This is a genomic window from Mariniflexile soesokkakense (assembly GCF_039650365.1).
Lineage (GTDB): Bacteria > Bacteroidota > Bacteroidia > Flavobacteriales > Flavobacteriaceae > Mariniflexile > Mariniflexile soesokkakense.
The window spans coordinates 792,926-819,776 of sequence record NZ_JAZHYP010000001.1 but is presented as its reverse complement, the minus strand read 5'-3'; the positions used below and the strand labels follow the sequence as shown (position 1 = coordinate 819,776).

Genomic DNA, 26,851 nt, shown 5'->3' with positions numbered 1-26,851 from the left:
ATGAAATTTCACTCTCTCTCAAATTTACTAACGCTTTTGTTGGTGTTTTTATTTTTTCTTTTTAATAATCAAATTAGGGCACAAGATATTCAAGTTGAAATTTTAGGAGGTTCAACAGTTTCGGGTGGTTCTACCGTCTCAATTTCATCAGGTAACACCATTTCTTTTAGGATTACAAATACTAGAACAGATTGTGATAAAGTAAAGATTGAAGATATTTCTATTACAAATACCACAGATTTTTCACTTTCTACAGATAAGATTCCAACAAACGTAGATACCCAAAGTTGTAATGGTAAAACCAAGAAAGTTGATTTTACTATAACCAATATTAGTGGTAATTGTGGCGCCAATACAGATATAACAATAAGCGTTAAACAGGACCCTAATTTTACCTTTACATTTTCAATAGGTGGTTCCCCAGCAATCAATGTGTTAGGAGGAAGCCCTTCGGCCGATATTGTTAATGGATCGGTAAATACAACTGCGGCAAACGGAACTTATTTTGGAATAGTAGAAGAAGGAGCAAGTATTACACGTTATTATATTATAGCAAATACAGGAGGTTGTCCACTTAATATTTCTGCAGTTTCTAGCTCGTTAAGTGATTTTTCTGTACCACCATACGTGTTATTGCCCAATTATACACCTTCGGGTTTTACTACAAGTGTAGCCTCTGGTTCTTATGTTATTTTACCCGTTACTTTTACAGGGCCAGTAGCTGGTACCGGAACACAAACATCAACCATTAGTATTACAAATTCTGCCAATACAACCTATACTTTTAATGTAAGTGCCGAAATGTTTAACTATAGTATTCCTGGTCCTGGTGGAATTACAGCCGATTTTAGGTTATGGTTAAAATCTACTAGAGGCATAACAACATCTGGCACTAGTCTCATCAACTGGATTGATGTGGGTACGAATGGAAAAAATGCTACTACGGTTTCTGGTAAAGAACCATCCTATTTAGATACTGCAACAGATAATATAAATTTCAATCCGGTGGTTAAATTTGTAAATGATGGTGGTGCTACAGAACAATATATGTATAATAGTGATACCCCTTTAAGCGGATTCTACAGTGCAGATATTTTTATTGTCATGATTCCAGATGCAACCATGACAAATGCTTCTACTAGAAATACCATTTTTGCGGGGGTAGATTCCGAAACCGCTGGAGATGTTACTGGATTGGGTTTTGGAGATTACTCATCAGGTTTTACAAATGAAACCTTGTCTTATAATCAAGATGTTGCAGGAACTGGAACTTTTAATGGCGTTGCTGAAATAAGCTCAACCTATTCTAATGTTGGTATTATAAATATTAGGAATAATGCCGTAACATCACCAACAAGCCAGGAAATTTTATATAATTCTAACCTTTTAGCAACATCTCCTGTTATTAATTCATTTGCGAATATAGGTGGGAGCAAATATTGGATTGGTAGAAATTATGATCTTGTTGGTAGCCTAAATGGGCGAATTGCTGAAATTTTCACCTTTGGAACTAGGGTAAATGCTGCTGGAAGACAAAAAATAGAATCTTACTTAGCTATTAAATATGGTATTACACTAGGAACTTCAACGGAGGCTCAAAAGGATTATATTAATTCATTTAATACCTCAGTCTGGGATATAACTGCTAATGCAGGTTTTAATTACCACATTGCGGGAATTGGTAGAGATGATGATTCCGATTTAAATCAAAAACAATCAAAAACAGTAAATACTACTAATGAAGTTACTATTGGTCTAAATGGTGTTTTTAGCACAAACAGTGCTAATCCCAATGAATTTAATGAAAATGGTGATTTTTTAGTTTGGGGATGTAATAATGCAAATTATACTGGTTCTGGTACTAACTCAATTACTATTGCAACAGGAATAAATACTTCAGTAACACGTATTGATCGTAAGTGGAAAATTGTGGAATCTATTGAATCGGGTTCTGGAGGGGATGTTGAAAATGTATATGTCTCAATACCGAGTACAGCTTTTAGTAGTTTTACATTGGCTGCGGATGAGGAATATGTTTTAATAGTTGCCGATAATTCTGCTTTTTCTAATACAGACATTATAGATGTTATTCCTTTAAAGGCAGATGGTGCCGGAAATCTTAAAACTTGGTATGATTTTGATGGGACTAAGTATTTTACGTTTGGTAAAGCTCCTAGATTTTATGAAAAACATTCAATAAGTATAGCTTCGGGAGACTATTTGGTTGGTGAGTCTTTACTTAATTTAAATATTAACGACTTTACTATATCAGCTTGGGTAAAAAATAACACTGCAAGTGCAAATCCAAGAACAATCATGTCTAAAGGAAGTAAGTTGCAACTTAGGTTGAATACAAGTGACCAAATTGAAGTTATGGTTGATGATGATGTAACACCAAGATTCACATCTACAATGCTGTTGAATGATGGCAAATGGCATCAAATAACCTTTGTTTACATTAGCGGAACCATATATTTATATGTAGATGGTGTTTTAGATAAATCAGAACAAAATGTTGATGCACCTTCTCCAAATTTCAATCATTTTGCTCTTGGAGCGTTGTATATTGATAAAAATACTGTTTCAAACCCGTTTTTAGGAGAAATAGATGAGGTGTATATATGGGATCGAGGTTTAACCGATAATCAGATACACTACCTTATGAATCAAGAAATAGAACAAGTTACAGGAGGTCTTGTAAGCGGTAAAATTATTCCGTCGGGTAGTGCTAGTAATGCGGTGTCTACAATTTCTTGGAGTAAATTAAAGGCCTATTATGATTTTAATTCTTTTTATGGATCAACAGTTGAAGGTTTAACAGATGATAGAAATTTTTTAAGATTAAAATATTTAGATAAAGATAAATCTATAATTGATTCACAAACCTCGCCATTGCCGTATATTTCAGCTGCTGATGGTGATTGGGATACAGGCACTACTTGGAGTAATAATACCGATCAAGTAATTCCTAATTCAATAAGTTTAGATGGTACTACTATGGTAGATTGGAATATCGTTCAAACTTCACACGATATCACTTCGGGAGATAGGGATATTTCACTTTTAGGATTAATACAAACGGACGGTACGTTAACAATTGCAGATCCAATAGCTACTACGCCTGAAGAAAATAATACAGGTCAGGAACTAATAATAACCCATTATTTAGAACTAGACGGTATTATAGATTTAGTAGGTGAATCACAATTAATACAAACCGAAGGCAGTATTGTTGATGCCGATAGTGGAGGGTATATTGAAAGAGATCAGCAAGGTACAGCTAATGGGTTTAATTATAACTATTGGTCGTCTTCAGTAGGCCCCATTGGAGGTGATACGGCAACTAGGGGAACTGGGGTTTCAAGTACAAATTCAAATCATTCTATAGCAGGTGTTTTGAATGATGGTACAAATTCTGGAATATATCAAGATCTTTCATACAGCACATCGCCAAATGGTAGTGGTAGTATACCGCCTCCAGGGTTTGCAAGAACTATTAGTACAAACTGGTTATATAAGTTTTACGGACCTGCAAATAATTATGATGCTTGGACAAAAATAAATGAAGCCTCTTTTTTACTTGCAGGAGAGGGATTTACAATGAAAGGAACAGGGGGTGATGCAGCAGTTCCAATATCAACACTTCAAAATTATGTATTTAAAGGCTTGCCAAATAACGGAGATATTACACTAGATTTAATTAAATCTCCAGGTGATGTAGAGCGTTTAATAGGTAATCCATATCCATCAGCAATAGATGCACATGAGTTTATTCTAGATAACATTAGTGTTGCCGAAGGAGGCTACAATGCAAATACTGTTATTAATGGAGCTTTGTATTTTTGGGATCATTTTGGTGAAGAGAACTCTCATGATTTAAAAGAGTATGTTGGAGGCTATGCTACCTATAATTTAATTGGTGGTGCAGCAGCAATTTCAAACGATGCTAGGGTTAATAATACCTCAAATGCGGGAAGTGCTGCTATAGGAACTAAAGTACCGGGGCAATACATTCCTGTAAACCAAGGCTTTTTTGTATCTACAGTACTAGGAACAAACCCAAATGATAATAGCGGAACGATTTCTAGTGTAGATGGAGGTACAATTATATTTAAAAACAGCCAACGTGTTTACGCTACCGAAAATGGTTCTACCTCATTGTTTTTAAAACCTTCAAAAGGAAAAACTACTAGTAAAATTTCTAATAATGAAGCAAAAAAAGGCACACCAACCATCCGTTTGGTTTATGATTCTCCTTTAGGTTATCACAGACAATTAGTTTTGGGGACCAATAATAAAGCTTCAAATGGTTTCGATTTAGGTTATGATGCCTTAATGGTTGATGTGAATGTAGAAGATATGTACTGGTTTCATAATAACAATAAGTTTGTAATTCAAGGAGTTAAAGATTTTAATGAGTCACAAGAATTTCCTTTGGGAATAGTTGTTAAGAAGAGCGGTGTGGTAAAAGTTAGGCTTGATACTATTGAAAACATGGAGTCGAACCTTTCATTATTTATTAAAGATGAATTAACTGGTGAAACTAAAAATATTAATGCAGAGCCATTCAAAATTAATTTAGATTCAGGTGTTTATAATGATAGATTTAAACTTGTATTTATGAAGGCAGAAATTAAAGATTCTGCTATTGCTACCACCAATAATGAAGTGAATACAATATTTATTGGTTATGATTCAAAATCATCGGAATTGAACTTTGTAAATGCAGATAATATAAAAATAAAAAGTTTGGTATTATATGATGCTCTTGGTAACGAAATTAAAACATTGAAATTAAATACTAAATCAGATGTATCTGTACCAGTATCAGCTATCACCGGGCTTTATGTAGTTAAGTTAAATACAGAAAAGGGAATTGTAACAAAAAAGGTTATTATAAACTAAAGATTCTCTTTTGATAATATTAAAACATACTATAAAAAATGCTGTCAAATTTGACAGCATTTTTTATAGTATGAAATAAAAGAATCTATTATTCTCCCAAAAATGGGTAACGATAATCTGTTGGTGTTACAAAGGTTTCTTTTATTAACCTTGGCGATACCCAACGTAATAAGTTTTGAGGGCTTCCTGCTTTATCGTTCGTTCCAGAGGCACGTGCGCCACCAAAAGGCTGTTGGCCAACAACGGCACCAGTACATTTGTCGTTAATGTAGAAGTTTCCAGCGCAATTTTGCAATGCTGTTGTTGCTTGAGTAATAGCATATCTGTCTTTTGATAAAATAGCTCCTGTTAACGCATATTCACTCGTACTATCTACTAGTTTTAAAGTTTCTGCATAGGCATCATCTTCGTAGATGTAAATAGTAATTACAGGACCAAATAATTCTGTATGCATGGTGGTGTAATTTGGATTTGTTGTTACAATAACTGTAGGTTCTATAAAATAGCCTTTACTCTTATCGTAGTTGCCACCGGCAATAATTTCTACATCGCTATCCGCTTTTGCAGCATCAATATACTTAGCCAATTTATCAAAAGAGCCCTCATGAATAACAGCAGTAATAAAATTACCCATATCTTCTGGCGATCCCATTTTAAAAGATTTTATATCCTCTATAATAAGCGTCTTAACTTTACTCCATAAACTTTTTGGGATGTAAGCTCTAGAAGCTGCACTACATTTTTGACCTTGAAACTCAAAAGCACCTCTTATAATAGCAGTAGCTACTTGTTTTGCATCGGCACTTTTATGAGCCATTATAAAATCTTTTCCACCAGTTTCCCCAACAATTCTTGGGTAGGTTTTGTAATTGTGTATGTTGTTGCCTATTTGTTTCCAAAGTTCCTTAAAAATGAAGGTAGAACCTGTAAAGTGTAAACCAGAGAAATCTGGACTTGACAATACAGTTTTAGAAATCATAACGGGGTCTCCAAAAACAACATTAATAACACCTGGCGGTACACCCGCTTCTTCAAAAATATCCATAATTACTTTAGCAGAATACACTTGGCTGTCACTTGGTTTCCAAACCACAACATTACCCATTAGGGCCATACATGCAGGTAAATTTCCAGCAATGGCAGTAAAATTAAAAGGCGTTACAGCATAAGTGAAACCTTCTAAAGGTCTGTATTCAACTCTGTTCCAAGCGTCATTGGTGCTTTTTGGTTGCTCACTGTAGATTTCTGTCATGTACTGTACATTAAAACGCAAAAAGTCTACTAATTCACATGCGGCATCAATTTCTGCTTGAAAAATGTTTTTTGATTGCGCTATCATGGTAGCAGCATTAATTTTGTAACGGTAAGGACCGGCAACTAGTTCAGCAGCTTTTAAAAATATGGCTGCACGTTGTTCCCAAGGCATTAACGACCATGCTTTTCTCGCTTCTAAAGCGGTTGCAATAGCTTTGTCTATATGTGTTTTTTCTGCTAAATGATAGGTTCCTACCACATGTTTGTGGTCGTGTGGAGGTGACATGGTTTTAGTGTTTCCGGTTGTTATATTCTCTCCATTAATATATAAAGGCACGTCAATGGTGCTATTATACATTTCCTTGTAAGCCTTCAGTACAGCGTCGCGTTCAGGGGTTCCTGGTGCGTAACTTTTTACAGGTTCGTTAACCGCAATTGGCACATTAAAAAAACCTTTTCCCATGATTTGTTTGTTTTTGTTGTTGAATTATCAGTAAATAGGCTACAAATCTACGAATTTTCAAACGATTTATGGGGTGGATTGGGTATTAAAAGCACGTTAAAGTTTATTTATTTTTTGTAAGTTGCTAACGTGTTTTCAGACTACAGTTTTTATGTGTACAGTAACTATTATTCCAAAAGGAGACCATGATTTTGTGTTAACCTCGAATAGAGACGAGGCTCCTAATAGAAAATCGCTTCCTCCAGATTTTTATATAAACAAGGAAACTAAACTGTTATTTCCAATGGACGAACTTTCAGGTGGGACATGGATTGGTTTAAGTGAAAAAAATAGAGTGGTTTGTGTGCTGAATGGTGCATTTACTATTCATGAACGCAAGGAGGATTACAAGAAAAGTAGAGGAGTGATTGCTTTAGATTTTTTAACTTCTGAAAACATTTTAGCAACTATTGAAACCTATGATTTTGATAAAATTGAACCATTTACCATGGTACTTGTAGATTGGAATACTGTTTTGAAGTTTTACGAATTGGTTTGGGATGGCATCGAAAAACACCTAAAAGAACTGCCCTTAGAGCCAAAAATGTGGTCATCTTCTACATTATATACTTCTGAAATGAAGCAAGAACGCCAACAATGGTTTGACGATTTTAAGGCTGAAAATGATTTGAACGCACAAACAATCCTGAAGTTTCATAAAACAGCAGGTGCTAATAATAAGGATTATGGTGTTATAATGAATCGTGGGTTTGTAAAAACAACCAGTATTACGCAAATTGAAAAATTTAGTGAATCGCTTGAAATGTATCATCAAAATCTTCAAAATAAAACCATTACAAGTAAAACTTTCCATTTTCCCGAAATTATAAATGAATAATACGGGTATAATTTTAACCTTAGCTTATCCAGAAACTATTGTAATGGTGTCTAAAGAATGGTTTTCGCCATTTTTAAGGTTTTTAGGTGTCGGGAAAAAGAATTATTTACGTGCAGGTCATGCGGCTCTGGTGCTTGTAAACAAAGAAACTGGTATTTTAGAATACCACGATTTTGGTCGTTACATCACACCCGAACCCACAGGGCGTGTTCGAGGAAGTGATACCGATAATGAGCTGTACTTCCCCTTAGTAGCAGAAATAAAAAACAATAAAATAATCAATTTAAACACTATTTTAGAGTTTTTAGCAACTCACCCAAAACTAACACATGGTGAGGGTAAAATGCTAGCATCGGTTTGTAATGAGGTCGACTATAAAAAGGCACGTACTCATATTACCAACATGCAAGAAAAGCATTTTATTCGTTATGCAGCTTTTATAAAAGAGGCGTGTAATTGTGCACGTTTTGTAACAGATACTCTTATTGCATCGGTTACAGATGTTACTATTAAAAAGAATCTCGAAAACTCCAAATGGTTTACACCTAGTACGGTAGGTAATGTGTTGTTGGCAAATACAGAAACGCATGCTTTTGAAGTGAGCGAAACAGGTGTGATTTCAAAATTTGAAGGGTCTCAAAAAAGTGAAAATGTGCGTTGTTTTTTAGATAAACTTAAAAGTCATACACCAAATTTTATGGGTACTTTAGAGCCGAAACCAGTTAATGGTTTGCATGAAAAGGCACAGTGGTTACCGGGTATTGCGGCAGGAGCGTGGTTTGAGTTGCACATAACAGAAAACAAATTAGAGTATCTTTTTAGAAGAATTTCACCTGTTGGGAATGTTGATGTTGAAGCTATTTTTATGGTTGAAAGTGAAAACTTTAATTACCACGAAACTTTTGAGTTTGTACATTATTCAAACTGCAAATTTTTTCATGTAAAACAGAATGATATGGTTTTTAGGTTTGTGAAGCGGGTTTAATATTTCTGTCTGGATTTTTTGTTAAAGGAAAAACCATGGAATAATTTTTGATTAACTTTATAATAAAAATTTAAGTTATGAAATTTCTTAAAACCATCATCTTACTTCTTTTAATAATATCGTGTGCACCTATTCGTGTTAATTACGATTTTGAAAAAGGAACTAATTTTTCAAAATACAAAACCTATAATTATTATAGTGATATGCAAACTGGTTTAAGTGAATTAGATACCAAGCGATTGTTGGATGCTTTAGATACTGAAATGACAGCTAAAGGTTTTGTCTTATCAGATACGCCAGATTTTTTTATAGATATTAAAAGTAGCGAATACCAAGAAGTACAACGTAATACCGTAGGCGTTGGCTTAGGTGGTGGCGGACGTAATATGGGTGGTGGTATTTCTATAGGGTTGCCTATTGGTCAAGCTAATGTAAACCGACAAATAGCTATAGATTTTGTTGATGAAAACAAAAAACAACTCTTCTGGCAAGCTGTGACTGAATCAAGTTTTAACCCAAACGCAACCCCAGAAAAACGCGAACAACTGTTTAATGCTCTAACTGAAAAAGTATTAGCTGCATATCCACCAAAGAAATAAGTTAATTTTTAACTAATTTTTTGCTTGCAATAAGCGTGTTTCCAGAATAAAAATGGGTCAAGTACATACCAGTGCTTAAATTACTAATATCTACTTGGTTGGTGTGATGATTTTCGATAGACAGTATTTTTATTTTTTTTCCATCTAAACTGGAAATAACAACTTTTAGCTGTGCATTGTTATCACTTTCAAATTTAAAATTTACAATAGTGTTGGTTGGATTTGGATACATGGCAATATTATAATTGGCAATGTAGCTGGTAATGCCTTTAATGCCAAGTGCAGAATTATCAATAGTCCAAGTAACTGTATAAACATGAAAGGAGTCGTGATTGTCGACTTTTAAAAATGAAGAAGGATCATTTACGGCAACTGTTAATGTATTTATACCTGTATTTAAATCGCTTTCTAAAACGTTTATATCATCAACATCATTTGTGAAATTTGAAGCGTTAAGAGTCCAAATACTTTTTAAGGTATTAGGAATTGGTTTTATTAAATTCAAATGAAAATGGATAGGAAACGTTGGGCTGGTTATTGAATTTGAAATTGGTGAGTAAGAATCAATTGGTGAAACCAAAGTATGTATTTTTTCAATCACACCTTCTTTACAAACTGCGCAAAATGGATAACTTAAATAGCGCATTTTGCAACCTTGGTGAGGTCTGTACCAATTGGCAGCAAAACCAGAATTGTTATATTGGTAAGTACTGATGCCATTTGTGTTCATCCAATTTTTCCACTTTACCAAACTGGGGCTGTTTTGTTGGGTCATATTAATGGCTTCACCAAAATAACCTTCTTCAAGCGGAAAGTACTCATCTTTTAAGTTGAACATAGAATGTCCCAATTCATGAATAGCGATTTCAGTAGAGCTAACGCCATTGCTAACGCCTTTTGAAGCCATGGGGAATTCGCCGCCGCTTCCACCGTAAATAGTAGAGTTTACCAAAATAAGAGCTTGGTCGTAGGTAGGGAAATTATCAGCTAAAACACTATTGATTTTTATTTCTGTATTATTCGCATAATTACCATCAATTTCGTAAAAAAGTAATCGATGAAAACCAAATGAATCAAAAGTAGCGTTAAAATAGGTGTCAACAAACCTAACTGGAGATGCAGGTTCTGTAACATCAGTGGCCGTTCCAGGGTGGTCTGCACCACTTTGGGTGGAAGGCACTTTTATAATATGTACATTAAAATAACTTGTGTATTCTTTAAAAGGTGACTGGCCAAACATAGCATTTACAAAGTTTGTAGCATCGGTTTTAAACTGTGCTAATTCGCCTGTTTGATAGCCTTCACTTAAAATAACTAAATTAATTCTTTTATCATTGTCACCAGAATTTTTAATGGTTTCTTTCTCAAAAACTTGAGCCGAAACACATTGGAAACTAACAAATAAAAAGAAGTAAAAAAGTTGTTTCATTGTTAATCTAACTTTGTAATAATTAAAGTCTTTGTATTTTGAAGCGAATCGGTTACCTCGTTAATAGCTATAAACTTGGTTTGGCTATGCAATTGCAATCTTATAGTAAATGGAGCGTTCTGTAAGTCTGTTTTTTTCTTTTCAAATATAAGAGAATCGTTAACAAATTCAATAATTTTCGATAAAGGGTTTTTTATGGTAACTGATGTTATTTCGGTGGAATCTTTATCTAATTGAAGGCATTTTAAATCTTCAATTTCACCTATTTTAATGTAATTATTGTTTTTCAGCTTTCCGTCCGTAATTTTTTTATTTATGAATTGAATGTTTTTTTCACCACTATCATTTCTTGAAATAGTGTAATTTAAAAAAACAAGTTTTGGGAGGCTGTCTTTATTTATATTTTCAATAACTATATTTTTTTTTGAAGCACACGAAATGTGTAAAGCTAGTAATAATAGCAAAAAGGTATAGGTGTAATTATTTAATGATTTGGTTTTCAATTTTGTGTGATTTTCTCTAGAGGTAAAGTTAATTATAAAAAAAGCGGCTATCTGAAAAGTGTATTATATTTACTTTGTCAGGTTGATCTTGTTAAAATTGATATTGATTATCAGTTAGTTAAAATATTCCGACAGGCTCAATATGACACAGAATTACATTTTTCAGATAGCCGCTTTAAAAGTTTATTCAGCAAGTAAGTCTTTGTACTTGTCTCTATATGCATACAGCATCACTATATTTAAAATTAATAATATTAAAGCTCCCATAATGTCTGCTGGTCCTAAAAAAATATGAAATAGTACAGCGTTAATTGAAACACTCATTAAAATTATAGCCATTAATGCGCCATATTTATTAAATATAAATGATAACCCTGCGATGACTTCAACAGCACCTACAAGATATAAAGTTTTTGTAGTCATAAGTGCCATCATATAATTCATAACATCTTCGGGCAATTCTTCTGGTGCAGGCATGAAATTAAAAAATTTGTTGGCTCCAAAAATTGTGATTAAAACTCCGAAAATAATGCGAGTAACAGTGAATGCTTTATTCATAATTTAAAATATGTTTTTGTTAATGCCACGAAAGATAATCAATTTTTCATGGTATAAGTCGTAATTGTATTACTTAACTAACAAACGAACTCCTTCGCTGTGGCTGCCAAATTCTGGAGCATACATACTTTGAATGGTGGTAATGCCATTGCTCATATTACCGGCATTATTTATGCGTAAATCATATTCAAACACATAAACGCCTTTTGGTAAATAATCGAAAAAGAAATTGGTTGACGCATCTTTGGTACTTTCATAGTATCCCAAACCGTCTTGCCATTTGTATTGCGAAAGCACATTTACAGGTTCTAATCCTGAAGCGCGCATATCTTTCATGTGGATAAACTCCATGGCGCGGTCACTTTGTAATTCAATGCGAACACGAACCAAATCTCCCACTTTTAAATGCGACTCATTCGTGATTTCTGAAATTTCTTCACCAGTATCCGTGTTTTTTTTAAGGAATAACTTTTTCTTCAATTTAAGTGGTGTTTCTCCCGAAGATATTTTATCTAAATCTTCAAAATATTGCCAGTATAAACTTCCCCAAGCAATTCCATTTCCTTTTTTAGTTAAAGTAACTTCTGCCATTTTTGGTATAATTTCAGATGAAGTCCAAGACGTTTTGTAATAACCTGTTCCAGCTTCAACTTTAACATTGTCTAATTTTGAAGGCTCCATTTTTTGTCTACCTAAAACTACTTCAACAGCATCGGTTACACTTAACCAATCACTACCTTGTAGCAAAAGCGCATATACTGCTTTGGTAGTTGCTTTTGTGGTTTTCCATTGATTGGTTTGCTTGTTTTTAAGCAACCAGATTTTTAAATTATCGATGGTTTTGGTGTCGTTTTCAATTTCAGAAAAAGTTTCAATTAATAAGGCTTGTGTTTCAATAGGAGCTTGATACCAGTGCCATGAATTGGTGTTTTCTTTCCAATACATACCTAATTCATCATTAATAATGCTAGTTTCTTTTAGTGATTTTAAAATTTTGGATGACGTGGTTTTATCACCCAATCTTTCAACAACTAAAGCCATTAAACCTTTTGAATATAGGGAATGACTCAACCAATACTTTTGAATTTGTGTTTGATAATATTTCGTGATGTCTTCAACTTCTTTCGATTTTTTAATCTCAGAATAAAAGCTTCGCATGTATAAATAATGTAGTTGCGTGTAGCTTAAATGGTCTTTGGTTAAATCAATTTTCGCATTGTATTTTCTTATGTCTTTGTATTCTTTAACAAATTCAGCATCTAGATAGTTCATAGCTTTTTCTATCATTTTTGACCCTTCTACTGCGCTCAGGGTGATATTTAGTTGTTTTAAATGGCCAAAACCAGTAATGATGTGTTGTGTGATGTATCTGTTTTCGCGTCCGCCATTAAACCAAGCCCAAGCGCCGTTGCTCAATTGGTTGTTTTCAAGTTTACGTTTAGCTGATTGTAATTCGTTATTCATTTTATTTAAATCGAATAACAAAGCAATGCGTTTTTTCTGTTCGGTTTCACTTTGTGCATCACGCAACCAAGGTGTTTCTTGAATGAGAATAGATTTTAATTCTTCATTTTTTTCCAAGTTAGAAACAAGTGCGTCTGAGTTTTTCCATTGATTAAACACTTCTTGAATTCTGGGGTTTGAATTAGCAATATCACTTGCTAACACATTCGCATAAAAACGACTAAACGTTTGTTCATTACATTCATATGGATATTCCATTAAATAGGGTAGTGCCTGTACCGCATACCACGCTGGGTTGGAAGTTATTTCCAAAATTAATTTATGGTTTTTAAGGGTTGTAGAGGTGTTCGTTTTTAACTTATCTAAAGTGAACGTTTTGGTTTCGTTACTGCGAATCCACATCGGCAAGGTTTCAGTAACTAATATGCGGTTACTTAAAACAGGAAGCGCGTTTTGCTCGCCATCGCTATACGTGCCAGATTTTGCTATTATTTTATATTGAACCATATCCACATCATCAGGAATTGATAAATTCCAAGATACTTGTGTATTGCCTTTTGCATTAACTGTAAACGATTTGTTATTTGCTGAATTTCCAAGTTTAGAATCAATAGCATTTCCAGAAACAGCATCTGTTAACACTAAAATTACGTGTCCAGAAAGCTGTTTGTCTGTTAGGTTTGCGATTTTAGTACTGATGGTTATGTCATCACCTTGGCGTAAAAACCGTGGCACGTTTGGAATAACCATCAATTCTTTTTGAGTAACGGTTGTTAAGGTTTTAGTGGCTCTTTCTAAAATTTTGGTATGGGCTAATAATTGCAATTTCCATTGTGTTAATGCTTCTGGTGTGGTGAAACTAAAACTCACATTGCCTTCTTTGTCGGTTTGTAATTGTGGGAAGAAAAAGGCGGTTTCTTGCAAGTTTTTTCTAATTTGTACACTATCGAAGGTTGTTTTTTCTTCAATAAATTCAGGGCTATTTGGAGCCGGAGGTGCATTTAAAGTTTCTTTTTTCATTTCGGCATAACCAACCATTACCACTTCATCTAAGCTTGCATTGTCACTAACTTTTGAAAAAGCAATTGTTTCCATGTCTTCTTCGATTGCAATTCCAGCTTTTCCAATTCCAGCTTTTGAAACACTTGCAGTTCCTCTAATTCTTATATTATTGTTATTTCCAAAGTAAAATCCAAACCAATTCAGTTCATCATAATATTTTCTTGTATAGTTTAAACTTAGACTTTTGTTATAAACCCTAAAATTTTGTGTGCCAAAACTTCGATGGGCATAACTGCTATTATAAGTGTAATACATTTGATTATTAATAGGGTTGAAATTCCAAGTATGTGGTTTAAACTGGTCTAAAGAAGCATCGTACATACTGGCTAATAATTCGGCAGCTACTTTATCACCTTGTGGGCCTTTAATTTTAAAACTCCAAGTTTCGTCGGTTCCAGGTTTTAATTTATCTCGAAAAGTACTAGTCTCAATATCTAAATCTGTTTTAGGATAAGGCACTGAAATTATTTCGGTTCCTGATTGATAACTATTAAACGCAGAGAAACTAAAATTGACTGCAAACCCACCAACATCTTCATTTTCAATAGGAATTGAAATGCTTTTTTTGTTGTTATTTAGTTGAACTGTTTCTGCTTTAACAATCTTATGATCCTTTTCAATAGTTATGGTAACACTCACATTTTCGGCAGCCGAAGCTAAAGTTACAATAGCAGTTTCACCTACTTTATAAATGGGTTTGTCTGTTGTGATGCTGAACAATTGATTATCGGCTAATGTTTTATCAGCATCGCTATAAAGTGTCGTTTTTATTTCATCTTTAACCAATTGGTGAAATTTATCTTTGCTTTCTAAAGTGATGATGTATTGACCAGATTCCCATTTTTTAATATTTCCTAAAGGAAGTTTTTTTGATTTTTCGGTGTCGAAGTTTTTCTCAAAAATCAAATCGCCTTTATCCCAATTACTAGATTGGTGTTCATTGGTATAAGCATCATGTGGAAACAGGGTTTTAAATGCTTCTTCAGAAAAATCTTGATAATCGGGTGCAGCCCAAGGTCTGGTTCTTACAACCGCGTTTGGTGCTTGTAATTTGTAAATTTTAACTACGCCTTTGGCTGGAACAAATTCGCCATTTAGGTTTTTAGTATCAAGGGTGATTTTATGGTCTTTGTTGGTTTTGTCGAGTTTGTCGTCCAAAGTCATATTAGCAATCAAAACATGATACCCCACATTCGCAATAGTTGTGGCACTTCGGGTTTCGCCATTTAAATCCGTAATATCTGCAGTAATTTCGTAGTTAAAAATGGGTAAACTTGATTTATCAACACTTGTATCGGGAATAGCTTTAAAAGTAATTTCGAATTCACCTTTATCATTGGTTGTACTTTCTCCATATGTAATTTCTTGAGGTTCGCTGTTAAACCATGGTCTGTACCAAAAATACCATCTTGGATATTCCACTTTTCTGTGAACTCGATACACAACTTTAGCATTGGTAATGTTGCTACCTGCGTAAGCTAGAGCAGTTCCTTTAACGGTTACAGAGTCATTAACTTTATAAGTTTCTGTAACAGGATTAAATTTTGTTTCGAATTTTGGACGTTTGTATTCTTCAACCGAAAAGTAATGCTCTAAATAAAAATCTTCTTCTTCGCCATCAAATTCAATGTGATATTCCCCATTTAGTCCACTACTAGGTAGTATAAATTCACCCGAAACAGAACCGAATGCATTGGTTTTGAATTCAAGCTCTTTTATTTCATCGTCATTTACGTCATATAAAGTAACATAAACAGATTCGTTTGCCATTACTTCCGATTTTCCGTTTTTAGTTTTCATAGTAATGGCTTTAAAATAAACGGTTTGCCCAGGGCGGTAAATGCTTCTGTCGGTGAACATAAAAGCTTTGTATTCGATGTCTTCTTTTTCGGTGTTATATTTAGCGTTAATATAATAATCGCCAAAATAAGCGGTATCGTTAGCATACTTGACTTTTACAGAGAGGTTTCTGTAGCGGTCTTTCGTTTTCTCAATTTTAATTTGTCCCAAACTATTTGTAGTGAAATTTTCAGATTGAATGTTTCTATTATTGTTTTCAGAAAAACTTAATTCAACTGATGCATTACTTAAAGGTTTTCCGTTGTTTCTGTCAATAATTTGAAATGTTTTGTAGTGTTCGCTTTCAGTTTCAATCAAAGCCAAATTAGTAACTTGAATCGTGCTGAAAGCAAATGTTTCATCATCATTTTTAATGGATGCATAAACCAAATAGCTGCCATTATTTAGTTTTGGAATCAGAATTTCGGTACTGTGATTTTGGAAATCGCTTTCGTTTCGTAGCTTGCTATCCCATGTTTTTAAAGCATCTAACATTTTTATAAATGCTAATTGTTCTTCTTTTCTATAGATTTTATTGAATTTTTCCAATTGCTTTCTAGTCAATTTATAGATGTTAAATTGAAGTGCTTCAATGTTTTTATAACTAACCAATAAACGACTGTGTTGTTGAATGGATAAATAACTTTCGGCAGTAATTTGTAGCGATTGTTGTTCTATTTGATCTTTTAGAAGTTTGCTTTTTTCTGCACTATCACTTTTAGGGAATTGTTGTATAATGTTGTTGCAAATATCAATAGCATCTTTCGCTTTCCAGCGGTTGCTTTCATTGGTTTTTGGAGTGTATTGGTTGCTTTGTTGATAGTAAATGGAGGCAATTTCAAAACGGTATAATCCAGAAACTTCATGCTCTTTTAATTTATCAGATTCTGTTTTTAAGGCCTCTAATAATAAAGTTTCTTTATCACTAAAGGTAGCATGTTGATTCACAAATTTTAAACGTTCAATATTTACGTCTGTCAAAGCAAAAGGTTCTTTGTCCTTTATATGAAATTGAATTAAATCTTGATAAATTTTTAAAGCATTCAGCTGTAAAGAAGTGGAATCATTTGACTTTAATTTAATATTCGAAAAGGTAAAAGCATCACTTGAAAATGTTGGATTATCAATCTCAAATTTATAAGCAGGTTTGGTAATATGGGTTTCGTTGGTTTTATAAAAATCTAAAGCTTCATGAGTTAAAAAATCGAACAATGTAGGTCTGTAAATTTTAGAGTTTTTTTGAATGATTAATATAGCATCGTAGTTACTTAAAGGTTCTAATTTCAACATCAACCCGTTTTGCAATGAGTTTTTGTAATGCAAATGAATTTCATCAAACAGTGTTTGTAAATCCCAAGTTCTAAAATCCGTTGTATCAACTTTTTCAGCAGTTTTGGTACGGTTATAAAAGAGCCAACGGTTTTGGTTGAAGTATTGCCAATATAAATTAGCTAAAATGCTTTCTAGAATGTTTTTTGTTGGAAACGAACTTTTTTCAATTATGATTTTAAAATCGTTAATTATTTTTAACTGGGCATCTTCTTCTAAAACCAAGGCAAACTTGCTTTTAAAAAGCATGGTTTTTATAAGTTGTGGTTGGTTTTCATCTTTAGTTGCAAGGGTTGAAATTTGTTCCAAGACCTTTAAAGCCGACTTTGGTAATCCTTCAACTTCATGCTTTTCTACCGTTTGCCAAAGTGTTTTGTAATTAGGTTTTTGACTATAGACAAAGTTTGAAAGTAAAAGAATTGTTAAAAAAATTACTGATTGTTTCATTTTATTAAATTTGTCACTAAATTACTTTCAAAAGCTATTCCAAAAAATAACAAATGAGTGAATAGGTTGCTTGATTGAGTGAAATTACTTAATTTTAGTTAAAAAGACGTCTTGATATTTGTTAACAAATCATGTAATGATACATTCATGACTAATTTTTGTTACGCAGTGATAATAGTTATATGAATATTGTATCTGACTGATAAAAACAATAAGAATAAACCGATGAAAAAAATTATTTACCTATTACTTTTTCCGTTAGTATCATTTGGTCAGGCTCAGTTAGATAGCATCGATTATTTTTTTAAGAAGAAACAGTTTGAAAAAGCTGAGATGGAATTAACAGCTTATTTAAAAAAACAACCTAAAAACTTAAAAGCTATTGAGTTATTAGGTGATGCCTTTGGTCATCAAGAAAAATGGGATGAAGCCATAGAAAACTATAAACAATTAGTTGAAGCCAACCCCAAAAGTGCCGATTATCATTATAAATATGGTGGTGCTATGGGTATGAAAGCCTTAACGGTTAGTAAATTAACGGCACTGGGAATGATTGGTGATATTGAATCGGAATTTCTTAAAGCAGCCGAATTAGACACTAAGCACATTAACGTACGTTGGGCATTGGTTGAATATTACATGAAATTACCGGGTATTTTAGGTGGAAGTAAAAACATGGCGCTAAAGTATGCTTATCAATTAGAGCAACTATCAAGAGTGGATGGCTATTTAGCAAAAGGTTATATTTATGAATGCGATGAAGAACCAGAACTTGCCGAAAAATATTATAAATTGGCAATAAACCATGGAGGTTCTTTATGGTGTTATGATAAGCTGACTACCTTTTATGAAAAGCAAAAACAACCTGAAAAAGCTTTGGCAAATTTAGAAGTAGCCAAGGAAAAACATAAGCGCAATGCACTCCATTACGAAATGGGTAAAATTGCTGCCGAATATAATATCGAACTACAAAAAGGCGTACAATGTTTGCAAACGTATCTAAAAAACTATTCGCCCGAAGATGGTGTCCCAAAAGCTTGGGCTCACTATAGGTTGTCTCAAATTTACGCCCATAAAAGAAATAAAGAAGCCGCTTTAAAGTACATCGATTTAGCACTTGCCGAATCGCCAAAAACCAAATCGTTTAAACAGGAAAAGATAAAAATATTAAAGTTATAATATTCGGTCGTTCCCCTGCGAGTCGAGTTTGGAGTTTACCTTGAGCGGAATTGAAAGGTTACAATCTTTTTGCTCGTACCTCACAAAAAGGATTTTCACTGTAAGCCCTAACACAAATCAATAAGCCGTTTTCAGTCTTAGTCCCGGTTTACAGTTAACAACAACTTTGCAAATTAGAGTCTTTTTTAACTTTGAAACTTTGTAACTTAGCAACTTTAACACTTAATAAATGAACGTACATTTTATAGCTATTGGTGGCTCTGCCATGCATAATTTAGCCCTAGCACTTCACAACAAAGGATATCAAGTAACAGGTAGCGACGACGAAATTTTCGAACCTTCAAAATCCAGATTGAAAGCAAAAGGGATATTGCCAGAAGCTTATGGTTGGTTTCCAGAAAAAATAAATATTTCTATCAATGCAGTTGTTCTTGGCATGCACGCCAAAGCCGATAATCCTGAGCTGTTAAAAGCACAAGGATTAGGCTTAAAAATATACAGTTACCCAGAGTTTTTGTACGAACAATCGAAGCACAAAACCCGTGTGGTTATTGGTGGTAGTCATGGAAAAACCACCATAACGTCTATGATTTTGCATGTGATGCATTATCACAATCGAGATGTTGATTATATGGTTGGTGCACAATTAGAAGGTTTTGATGTGATGGTAAAACTCACCGAAACCAACGATTTTATAGTACTTGAAGGCGACGAGTATTTAAGTTCGCCTATTGATAGACGCCCGAAGTTCCATTTATACAAACCCAATATAGCCCTGTTAAGCGGTATCGCATGGGATCATATCAACGTGTTTCCAACCTATAATAATTATGTAGAGCAGTTTCGCATTTTTGTAGATAGTATTGTTAACGGTGGTAGTATTACTTATAATGAAGAAGACCCCGAAGTAAAACGTGTGGTAGAAACTTCGGTTAATGCCATTCGTAAACTGCCTTACCAAACGCCCGAATACACCGTTGATAACGGACAAACACTTCTTGAGACTCCTGAAGGTCCGCTACCTATCGAAGTTTTTGGGAAGCACAACCTAAATAATTTAGCAGGGGCTAAATGGATTTGTCAACACATGGGAATAGATGAAGATGATTTTTACGAAGCCATCGCCACCTTTAAAGGTGCCAGTAAACGCCTAGAAAAGATAGCAGAAAGCAAAACCAGTGTAGCCTATAAAGATTTTGCACACTCGCCAAGTAAAGTAGAAGCGACTACCAATGCTGTTAAAGAACAGTTCAAAAACAGAACCGTAGTGGCTTGTTTAGAGTTACATACCTATAGCAGTTTAAATGCTGAATTTTTAAAAGAATACAAAGGCACTTTAGATGCTGCCGATGTTGCTGTTGTGTTTTACTCGCCACATGCCGTAGAAATTAAAAAACTAAAAGAGGTTACACACGAGCAAATAGCCACGGCTTTTGAGCGAGACGACCTTATTATTTACACCAACCCAGATGATTTTAAAAACTATTTATTCTCACAAAACTTTAATAACAAAGCTTTGTTGTTAATGAGTTCTGGTAATTATGGTGGACTTGATTTTAATGAGGTTAAGGGGTTGATAGAGTGAAAACACTTATATTATATAATGAAGTTTCCATTATAACATAATTTACTTGTTCAAAATTAGGTACAACATTTCCATTTTAGTAAAACTTAAACTTTTTAATCAAAAATGGTTAAGATTAGAAAATGTCTTGCCCTGAAATAGCGATACAGATTTATTAGACAAAAATAATTAAATTAAACAGCGTCAAAAACGTTTTTGATGCTGTTTTTTGTTTTATATTGTTTACTCTTGTTTTTTACGTAATTTTTTAACGCCAAAAGCTGCAGCTCCAACTAATAAAATAGCAAGACCGCCATCTAATGGAATTGAGTCGCCTTTGTTTTTTTGAGGATTTCCTTGCCCTGCGCCATTACCAGGGCCATAACTATCACCAGGGCCTCCTGCACCTTGTCCTGTGCCAGGTACTTGGTTAGCTGAACCTCCTGTGTTGGCTCCTTGCCCTTGTATGGCATTAGTATTAGTAGTGAATGTAAATGCCAAAAGCACTAATGCTATTGAAAATATTTTACTTAATGTTTTCATATTTGTTATTTTAACTGATTCCTATTGCAAAAATAACATATGATTAGTTGTTGCAAAATTTTTTCGGTGAAACAGATTGATTGACAGCCTAACTGTAATGTTTTATTAGGTTTGTGTTAATGGTCACTGTTTTTATTAAGTTTTATTTAATTAAGCTAAAAAAACACAATTTTTTTTGATAAAACAGAACAATTATTAACACAAAAACAACATGGTTTTTTATAGCTTAACGCTGAGGTTTTCAGTATATTTGTGCCTTTAAAAAAGAAAATAAAATATGAGTGAGAAAACCCCATTAACTTTTGATGTGTTAATTGAAATACCGAAAGGAAGTAGAAATAAATATGAATACGACTTCACATTACATAAAATTCGTTTTGACCGTACCTTGTTTTCATCTATGATGTATCCAGGTGATTATGGTTTTATTCCTGAAACTTTAGCTCTTGATAAAGATCCTCTAGATGTGCTAGTTTTAGGTATTGAACCAACTTTTCCAATGGTTGTTATGGAAGTAAAACCAATTGGTGTTTTTTATATGACGGATGAAAAAGGTCCTGATGAAAAAATTATTTGTGTTCCCGTTTCAGACCCAGTATGGAGTAATCGAGAAGATATTTCAGAATTAAACCCACACCGTCTTAAAGAAATTGAACATTTTTTTCAAGTATATAAAGATTTAGAAGAAAAGAAAGTTGATGTTGGTGGATGGGGAGATGCTAAAGATGCTATTAGAATTTACCACGAATGTGTGAAGCGTTATGATGAAAGTGACCACAAGAAAAAAAGAACATTTACTATCTAATTATGATATTCTCAATATTTAAAAAAATAAATGAACCATCTTTAATTTAAGGTGGTTTTTTTTATCACTTATATTTTCCTATTTTTAGCTCCGTTAAAAAATATTTAATCAATAACTAACTAAACTTATATGGAAATAATAGTGAAATTTTTACCACTTTTTGGGGTTTTGGCATTGGCATTTGTGCTTATTAAAAGTGCATGGGTAACTAAGCAAGATCAGGGAAATGAAAAAATGATTAGAATTGCGAAAAACATTGCCGATGGTGCCATGTCTTTTTTAAAAGCAGAGTATAAAATTTTATCAGTATTTGTTGTAGCGGTTGCTATATTATTATATTTTAAAGGTGCGAATGAAGCTGGTTCTAACGGAATGGTTGCTGTATCGTTTATTGTTGGAGCTATTTGTTCTGCTTTAGCAGGATTTATAGGTATGAAAGTAGCAACCAAAGCCAACGTAAGAACTACTAGTGCTGCTAGAACCTCTTTAGGAAAAGCTTTAGAGGTAGCTTTTGCAGGGGGTGCTGTTATGGGATTAGGAGTTGTTGGCTTAGGCGTTTTAGGTTTAAGTGGATTGTTCATGATTTATAGCGGTCAAGGTTGGAATATTAATGAGGTACTAAATGTGCTTTCAGGATTTTCACTAGGCGCGTCTTCCATAGCATTATTTGCACGTGTTGGTGGAGGTATTTATACCAAAGCGGCCGATGTTGGAGCAGATTTAGTAGGGAAAGTTGAAGCTGGTATCCCTGAAGATCATCCATTAAACCCTGCAACTATTGCAGACAATGTAGGTGATAATGTAGGTGATGTTGCAGGTATGGGGGCTGATTTATTTGAATCCTACGTGGGTTCTATTATTGGTACCATGGTTTTAGGAGCCATTTTTACGGTATTACCAGAATTTCAAGGGTCTTTTGATGGTTTAGGAGCAGTGTATTTACCTTTGGTATTGGCTGCGGTTGGAATTATCATGTCTATTATCGGAACATTTTTTGTTAAAGTAAAAGATGGGGGAAATCCTCAAACAGCTTTAAATATTGGTGAGTTTGGTTCAGCTGGTTTAATGGTTGTGGCGTCTTATTTCATCATCAATCAAATGCTTCCGGCTTCTTGGAGTTTTGAAGGTATTGAATACTCTTCTATTGGTGTGTTTTGGGCAACCATAGCTGGTTTAGTAGCTGGTTTAGCTGTTGGAAAAGTGACTGAGTACTATACAGGAACAGGAACAGGACCAGTGAATTCTATTGTAAAACAATCTGAAACAGGTGCAGCTACAAATATCATCGCTGGTTTAGGTATTGGTATGATGTCTACCATGATTCCTATTTTATTAATTGCCGCTGCTATATTGGTATCTCATCATTTTGCAGGTTTATACGGTATTGCTATTGCAGCAGTAGGTATGTTGGCAAACACAGGAATTCAGTTAGCTGTTGATGCTTACGGTCCAATTTCTGATAACGCAGGTGGTATTGCTGAAATGGCAGAATTACCTAAAGAAGTTCGTGAACGTACTGACAAATTAGATGCTGTTGGAAACACCACTGCAGCTATTGGTAAGGGTTTTGCTATTGCTTCTGCGGCATTAACTGCTTTGGCTTTATTTGCAGCGTTTATGCATACAGCAAACATAAAAGCTATTGATGTATCTAAGCCTAATATCATGGCAGGATTGTTAGTAGGAGGTATGTTGCCTTTTGTGTTCTCAGCTTTATCAATGAATGCGGTAGGTCGAGCAGCTATGGCGATGATTGAAGAAGTACGTCGTCAGTTTAGAGATATTCCACAATTAAAAGCAGCTCTGGAAGTGATGCGTAAGTATGATTCTGATATGAGTAAAGCTTCAAAAGAAGATAGAGCTATTTTTGATGCTGCCGATGGGTATGCAGAATATGATAAATGCGTAGATATTTCAACAAAAGCTTCTATTAAAGAAATGGTTTTACCAGGTTTGTTGGCCATTGCAGTACCAGTTGCTGTAGGTTTTATAGGTGGTGCTGAAATGTTAGGTGGGTTACTTGCGGGTGTTACTACTTGTGGTGTGCTTATGGCAATCTTCCAATCGAACGCTGGTGGTGCTTGGGATAATGCAAAAAAAACTATTGAAGAACAAGGCAGGAAAGGAACAGATGCCCATAAAGCTGCTGTAGTTGGAGATACTGTTGGAGATCCGTTTAAAGATACATCAGGACCTTCATTAAATATATTATTAAAATTAATGTCTGTTGTGGCATTGGTAATTGCACCAAGTATAGCTTTGAATTCTGAGGTTGTTACCGCTTATGTTTCTGATAATATACCTGAAAAGGTTGAAATAACCAAGGAAGTAAAAGTTGATATGCATAATAACGAAGATGGTACGGTTAAAGCTATTGTTACTACTGTAATTACCAATAATGGAGAAAAGACAACAAGTTATGAAACGTTTAAAGGTGAAGAATCTGAAGTAAAAGCGAGTATTGCAGCTTTAGAAGAAGAACAAAAAGAAGATACTGTTGTAAATTAATTCAAAGAATTTAATTATATAAAAAAGGAACCACGCTTTTAGCGTGGTTCCTTTTTTATATAATTCATGTTTTTTTCTTTTTAGTTAATAAAAGTTACTATATTTGGATTGGTTAACCAAATTGGTAATCCAATTTAATTTAATGATATATGAATAATCGAATTTTAATACTATTACTTTTACTTTTGTTAGTTTGTAATGTTCATGCGCAATATGTTACAACAAATACAGAACTAACAAATGCTATAAACGCTGCTACTGCGGGTTCCACTATTACGTTAAAAAATCAAACTTGGACTAATGTTCAAATAAGCATAAACAAAAACGGGAATTTAGCTAACCCAATTACTATTAAGGCAGAAACTCCTGGAAACGTATTTTTTGAAGGTGTTACCAACGTGAAAATGGGTGGGGGCTATATTTATTTTGAAGGTGTTGTCTTTCAAAATCCTCCTGCTTCGGTAAGTACAGGTACTCCTTTAATTGATTTTAGAGCATCAAGCACCGATTGTAATAATTGTAAGGTTACAAATATAAAGATAGACGCTTTTAATCAAGGTGCCTCTCAACAAACCAGTGTTTTTAAATGGGTTTTGTTGCGTGGAGCGAATAATGAAGTTAGTTATTCTTCTTTTGTTGGAAAACACGGTGTGGGCAGTATTATTAATGATAACAGAGACTCATCAAACCCTAATTATCATAAAATACACCATAATTTTTTTGCAAATAGAACACCTCAAGGTACTTCTGCTGTTAATGCTGATAACGACCAAGATGCCATTAGAATTGGTAGTAGCTCAACATCGTTGTCTAATTCATTTACAGAAGTTTATGATAATTATTTTTATAATTTTAGTGGTGAAATTGAGGTTATATCCAATAAAAGTGGAAGTAATAAATATTACAACAATACATTTGAAAATTATCAAGGCGCATTAACTTTAAGACATGGAAATAATTGTGAAGTATATAACAACTTCTTTTTAGCAAACAGCAACCCTTTTTCAGGTGGTGTTCGCGTGATGGGAGAAAACCATAAGATTTATAACAATTATATTGAAGGCGTTAGGTCTAGATATGAGAATGGTAGTCTGTCTAATGGTGTTGGAGGCATCAATATTGCAAACGGTAGAACAGATGGCGTTTTAAATGGCTATTTACCAGTTAAAAATTTGACCATAGTAAATAATACGTTTGTAAATTGTGATTATGGAATAAGAATAGGTACTGCATTTAACAGCACACAGAGCGTAGCGCCTGATAATGTGATTATTGGCAACAACATCATATTTTTAGATGCCGTGATACCAAATGCTAGTAGTAATAGAGCCATACAGGTTGTTACGCAGCTTACAGGTACTTCATCTAAGTATGAAAATAATATGAAGCAAACGGGTAATTGGGATTCTTTTGGAGCAGTTACAGCTACTGGAAATATAGACGTTATCTCAGGATTATTGGCTTCAGGATCTGATTTTTATAGAATACCAGCTAGTAGTGATGCAATAGATTATGGTGTTGGGTCTTATTCTTTTCTAACCCAAGATATTCTTGGAGGTAATAGAGAAACTGCTTTTGATGCTGGTGCTGAAGAATATGGTGCTGCTGGTACTAAAGGGCCATACAAATTGGTAGATGTAGGCGTGAAAGTAGGATTTGGTGCATCGGGTACTTTATCAATTAGTGAAAAAGTGAAGGCGCCATCAAACATCAAGGTTTATCCTGTACCAACTAAAGATGAATTAACAGTTTCATCATTAAATAAAACTATCGGGACTATTGAGATATTTGATATTACAGGTAAATTACTGTTGAAAACGACCAATAATTCAAACATGTTAAAAGTTAATGTAAGCTCTTTTTTAAAAGGGATTTATATACTTAAAGCTGATGATTTTAAAAGCCGCTTTGTTATTGAGTAATTAGAATAGCCCGTTTATTTCGGCATCAATCGTATTGATTACAAAGCCTAAATCCTCAGGATTGTCTACAAAGTTTAATTTGTCAACATCCATAATTAAAAGTTTACCTTTATTGTAACCATGTATCCAAGCTTCGTAACGTTCGTTTAATCTGCTTAAATAATCAATACTTATAGAGTTTTCGTAATCGCGCCCTCGTTTATGAATTTGAGAAACTAAATTAGGTATACTGCTTCTTAAGTAAATCAACACATCAGGACCTTTAACTAGCGATTCCATTAAGTCGAAAAGAGCTTTGTAGTTTTCGTAATCACGATTGGTCATTAAACCCATTGCATGTAAATTGGGTGCAAAAATATGGGCATCTTCGTAAATGGTTCGATCTTGAATTATGTCTTTACCACTTTCACGTATTTGCAAAACCTGACGAAACCTACTGTTTAAAAAATACACTTGTAAATTAAAACTCCAACGTTCCATTTGATTGTAAAAATCGTCTAAATACGGGTTGTCTACAACATCTTCAAGCTGTGCTTCCCATTTATAATGTTTGGCCAGTAATTTTGTAAGGGTTGTTTTTCCAGCGCCAATATTTCCGGCAATAGCAATATGCATG

At 34.0% G+C, this 26,851-nt stretch carries 16 protein-coding genes; 9 read left to right on the top strand and 7 right to left on the bottom strand.

What is annotated here, in order from left to right:
- Entirely contained in the window at nucleotides 1-4,905 is a 4,905-nt protein-coding gene (locus VP395_RS03840) for a DUF8202 domain-containing protein (RefSeq protein WP_346240385.1), read from the top strand.
- 88 nt (nucleotides 4,906-4,993) lie between these two features.
- Here VP395_RS03840 and pruA read toward each other — a convergent pair whose 3' ends face one another.
- Nucleotides 4,994-6,622, bottom strand: coding sequence for an L-glutamate gamma-semialdehyde dehydrogenase (pruA, locus tag VP395_RS03835; RefSeq protein WP_346240384.1), 1,629 nt, complete (start codon nucleotides 6,620-6,622; stop codon nucleotides 4,994-4,996).
- Between the two features lie 151 nt (nucleotides 6,623-6,773).
- Here pruA and VP395_RS03830 point away from each other — a divergent pair, with 151 nt between their 5' ends.
- The 3 genes from VP395_RS03830 to VP395_RS03820 all read left to right on the top strand — a co-directional run bounded on the left by VP395_RS03830 (nucleotide 6,774) and on the right by VP395_RS03820 (nucleotide 9,083).
- Nucleotides 6,774-7,499 carry an NRDE family protein gene (locus VP395_RS03830; RefSeq protein WP_346240383.1) on the top strand — a complete coding sequence of 242 codons (726 nt, stop codon included), beginning with the start codon at nucleotides 6,774-6,776 and terminating at the stop codon, nucleotides 7,497-7,499.
- Nucleotides 7,492-8,484 (top strand): DUF6695 family protein, encoded by a 993-nt coding sequence (locus VP395_RS03825; protein ID WP_346240382.1) that lies wholly within the window; start codon nucleotides 7,492-7,494, stop codon nucleotides 8,482-8,484. Before VP395_RS03830 ends, VP395_RS03825 begins: the two co-directional genes overlap by 8 nt.
- 77 nt (nucleotides 8,485-8,561) lie before the next feature.
- Nucleotides 8,562-9,083, top strand: coding sequence for a DUF4136 domain-containing protein (locus VP395_RS03820; RefSeq protein ID WP_346240381.1), 522 nt, complete (start codon nucleotides 8,562-8,564; stop codon nucleotides 9,081-9,083).
- 1 nt (nucleotide 9,084) lies between these two features.
- On the opposite strand, the gene VP395_RS03815 is transcribed toward VP395_RS03820, so the two are convergent.
- From VP395_RS03815 to VP395_RS03800, 4 genes are all read right to left on the bottom strand, one after another.
- Nucleotides 9,085-10,512, bottom strand: coding sequence for a T9SS type A sorting domain-containing protein (locus VP395_RS03815; RefSeq protein ID WP_346240380.1), 1,428 nt, complete (start codon nucleotides 10,510-10,512; stop codon nucleotides 9,085-9,087).
- Between the two features lie 2 nt (nucleotides 10,513-10,514).
- Nucleotides 10,515-11,015 carry a hypothetical protein gene (locus tag VP395_RS03810; RefSeq protein ID WP_346240379.1) on the bottom strand — a complete coding sequence of 167 codons (501 nt, stop codon included), beginning with the start codon at nucleotides 11,013-11,015 and terminating at the stop codon, nucleotides 10,515-10,517.
- Nucleotides 11,016-11,198: 183 nt separating this feature from the next.
- Nucleotides 11,199-11,573 (bottom strand): DoxX family membrane protein, encoded by a 375-nt coding sequence (locus tag VP395_RS03805; RefSeq protein ID WP_346240378.1) that lies wholly within the window; start codon nucleotides 11,571-11,573, stop codon nucleotides 11,199-11,201.
- Nucleotides 11,574-11,642: 69 nt separating this feature from the next.
- Nucleotides 11,643-17,714, bottom strand: a complete 6,072-nt coding sequence (locus tag VP395_RS03800) for an alpha-2-macroglobulin family protein (RefSeq protein WP_346240377.1) — start codon at nucleotides 17,712-17,714, stop codon at nucleotides 11,643-11,645.
- Nucleotides 17,715-17,939: 225 nt separating this feature from the next.
- On the opposite strand from VP395_RS03800, the gene VP395_RS03795 reads away from it, so the two are divergent.
- Together VP395_RS03795 and VP395_RS03790 are read left to right on the top strand one after the other, a co-directional pair.
- Nucleotides 17,940-18,893, top strand: coding sequence for a tetratricopeptide repeat protein (locus tag VP395_RS03795; protein WP_346240376.1), 954 nt, complete (start codon nucleotides 17,940-17,942; stop codon nucleotides 18,891-18,893).
- Nucleotides 18,894-19,122: 229 nt separating this feature from the next.
- Entirely contained in the window at nucleotides 19,123-20,478 is a 1,356-nt protein-coding gene (locus tag VP395_RS03790) for a UDP-N-acetylmuramate--L-alanine ligase (protein ID WP_346240375.1), read from the top strand.
- A 222-nt stretch (nucleotides 20,479-20,700) separates the two neighbouring features.
- Here the strand turns inward: VP395_RS03790 and VP395_RS03785 are convergent, their stop codons facing one another.
- On the bottom strand, nucleotides 20,701-21,000 hold the full coding sequence (locus VP395_RS03785) for a PID-CTERM protein-sorting domain-containing protein (protein ID WP_346240374.1): 300 nt from the start codon (nucleotides 20,998-21,000) through the stop codon (nucleotides 20,701-20,703).
- Between the two features lie 277 nt (nucleotides 21,001-21,277).
- Here VP395_RS03785 and VP395_RS03780 point away from each other — a divergent pair, with 277 nt between their 5' ends.
- From VP395_RS03780 to VP395_RS03770, 3 genes are all read left to right on the top strand, one after another.
- The gene (locus tag VP395_RS03780; RefSeq protein WP_346240373.1) at nucleotides 21,278-21,805 is read left to right on the top strand and encodes an inorganic diphosphatase; all 528 of its coding nucleotides are present in this window, start codon (nucleotides 21,278-21,280) and stop codon (nucleotides 21,803-21,805) included.
- 129 nt (nucleotides 21,806-21,934) lie between these two features.
- Nucleotides 21,935-24,313: a sodium-translocating pyrophosphatase gene (locus VP395_RS03775; protein WP_346240372.1), complete on the top strand. Its 2,379-nt coding sequence runs from the start codon at nucleotides 21,935-21,937 to the stop codon at nucleotides 24,311-24,313.
- 149 nt (nucleotides 24,314-24,462) lie between these two features.
- Entirely contained in the window at nucleotides 24,463-26,235 is a 1,773-nt protein-coding gene (locus VP395_RS03770) for a chondroitinase-B domain-containing protein (protein WP_346240371.1), read from the top strand.
- Here VP395_RS03770 and VP395_RS03765 read toward each other — a convergent pair whose 3' ends face one another.
- The gene (locus VP395_RS03765) at nucleotides 26,236-26,850 is read right to left on the bottom strand and encodes a deoxynucleoside kinase (protein ID WP_346240370.1); all 615 of its coding nucleotides are present in this window, start codon (nucleotides 26,848-26,850) and stop codon (nucleotides 26,236-26,238) included.
- Nucleotide 26,851: the final 1 nt, after the last annotated feature.

What these genes read in the sequence shown, in the direction of transcription:
- VP395_RS03780 (WP_346240373.1), top strand. Translation starts at nt 21,278, where the DNA reads ATGAGTGAGAAAACCCCATTAACTTTTGATGTGTTAATTGAAATACCG.
- VP395_RS03775 (WP_346240372.1), top strand. Translation starts at nt 21,935, where the DNA reads ATGGAAATAATAGTGAAATTTTTACCACTTTTTGGGGTTTTGGCATTG.
- VP395_RS03785 (WP_346240374.1), bottom strand. Translation starts at nt 21,000, where the DNA reads ATGAAAACATTAAGTAAAATATTTTCAATAGCATTAGTGCTTTTGGCA.
- VP395_RS03840 (WP_346240385.1), top strand. Translation starts at nt 1, where the DNA reads ATGAAATTTCACTCTCTCTCAAATTTACTAACGCTTTTGTTGGTGTTT.
- VP395_RS03800 (WP_346240377.1), bottom strand. Translation starts at nt 17,714, where the DNA reads ATGAAACAATCAGTAATTTTTTTAACAATTCTTTTACTTTCAAACTTT.
- VP395_RS03765 (WP_346240370.1), bottom strand. Translation starts at nt 26,850, where the DNA reads ATGCATATTGCTATTGCCGGAAATATTGGCGCTGGAAAAACAACCCTT.
- VP395_RS03790 (WP_346240375.1), top strand. Translation starts at nt 19,123, where the DNA reads ATGAACGTACATTTTATAGCTATTGGTGGCTCTGCCATGCATAATTTA.
- pruA (WP_346240384.1), bottom strand. Translation starts at nt 6,622, where the DNA reads ATGGGAAAAGGTTTTTTTAATGTGCCAATTGCGGTTAACGAACCTGTA.
- VP395_RS03815 (WP_346240380.1), bottom strand. Translation starts at nt 10,512, where the DNA reads ATGAAACAACTTTTTTACTTCTTTTTATTTGTTAGTTTCCAATGTGTT.
- VP395_RS03770 (WP_346240371.1), top strand. Translation starts at nt 24,463, where the DNA reads ATGAATAATCGAATTTTAATACTATTACTTTTACTTTTGTTAGTTTGT.
- VP395_RS03830 (WP_346240383.1), top strand. Translation starts at nt 6,774, where the DNA reads ATGTGTACAGTAACTATTATTCCAAAAGGAGACCATGATTTTGTGTTA.
- VP395_RS03805 (WP_346240378.1), bottom strand. Translation starts at nt 11,573, where the DNA reads ATGAATAAAGCATTCACTGTTACTCGCATTATTTTCGGAGTTTTAATC.
- VP395_RS03795 (WP_346240376.1), top strand. Translation starts at nt 17,940, where the DNA reads ATGAAAAAAATTATTTACCTATTACTTTTTCCGTTAGTATCATTTGGT.
- VP395_RS03825 (WP_346240382.1), top strand. Translation starts at nt 7,492, where the DNA reads ATGAATAATACGGGTATAATTTTAACCTTAGCTTATCCAGAAACTATT.
- VP395_RS03820 (WP_346240381.1), top strand. Translation starts at nt 8,562, where the DNA reads ATGAAATTTCTTAAAACCATCATCTTACTTCTTTTAATAATATCGTGT.